The sequence below is a fragment of the Streptomyces sp. PU-14G genome, assembly GCF_041028275.1.
Lineage (GTDB): Bacteria > Actinomycetota > Actinomycetes > Streptomycetales > Streptomycetaceae > Streptomyces.
Genome location: NZ_JASKYT010000724.1, coordinates 1 through 945 on the forward strand (window position 1 = coordinate 1; position 945 = coordinate 945).

Genomic DNA, 945 nt, shown 5'->3' on the forward strand with positions numbered 1-945 from the left:
CCCGYWSAGCGGCGTCCCGCTCGCGCGCAAGACCGGGCGCCGCTCTACTGAGGTTCCGAAGTGTTGCCCCACGCTGCCGAAGGAGCCCACTGATGAGCGGGCGGTCGACTCCGGGATCTCCGCACTCCACAGCAGACGGCGCAACCGACAGCGCAGCCGGCAGCACCACCGACAGCGCAGCCGACGACGCGGCCGAGGCGCTCGACCCGCGCGGGCTGCTCCGGCAGCTGGCACCGGTGTCGGTGCCGGTCCCGGCGGGCAGCGAGGTGCGGCGGGCGGCCGGAGGTCCCCGGCGGGCGCGCCCGCTCCCGCTGGTGGTCGGGCTGCTCGTCAGCCTGGCACTGTTCGCCGGGGTGACGTACCTGGCACTGGGCGTAGGGGCGGGTTTCGTGGACCGGCCGGTGCTCGGCGAGGTGGTGCGGCACCGCCTCGCGGCGTTGGACGGGCCGATCACGTTCGCGACGCACGCGTCGAAGGTGCCGCTGCTCGTCGCCTCGGTGCTGGTGGCCCTGTGGCTGTCCTGGCGGCAGGGGTCGTGGAGGCCGGTGGTGCTGATCGGTACCACGGGGGCGCTGGCTGTCGCGGCGGCGACCGTGGTCAAGGAGGTCACCGACCGGACCAGACCGCCCGCCGAGCTGTGGGCCGTCCAGGAGGACGGCTTCTGCTACCCCTCGCGGCACACGGTGATCGCCACGGCCGTCCTGCTGATCCTGGCGTACGTCCTCACGGCCCGGATCGCCTCCCGTCCGGCGCGGATCGCGCTGTGGGCGGGGGCGGCGGTGCTGAGCCTGCTGGCCGGACTCAGCCGCCTCTACCTGGGGGTGCACTGGCCGACCGACGTGGTGGCGGGCCTGGTCCTGGGTACGGCCGTCCCGCTGGTCGTCGTCACGGTGTACGCGCTGCGCGCCACCCGCCCCCACTCCCGCCACCCGTGACGCCCGCTAC

Annotated in this window: 1 protein-coding gene; it reads left to right on the forward strand. The window is 74.8% G+C overall.

The genetic code is table 11. The features are described 5' to 3' along the window. The first annotated feature begins 92 nt into the window (after positions 1 to 92). Positions 93 to 935, forward strand: coding sequence for a phosphatase PAP2 family protein (locus AB8Z75_RS34950; protein ID WP_369209168.1), 843 nt, complete (start codon positions 93 to 95; stop codon positions 933 to 935). The last annotated feature ends 10 nt before the right edge of the window (positions 936 to 945 follow it).

What these genes read in the sequence shown, in the direction of transcription:
- AB8Z75_RS34950 (WP_369209168.1), top strand. Translation starts at nt 93, where the DNA reads ATGAGCGGGCGGTCGACTCCGGGATCTCCGCACTCCACAGCAGACGGC.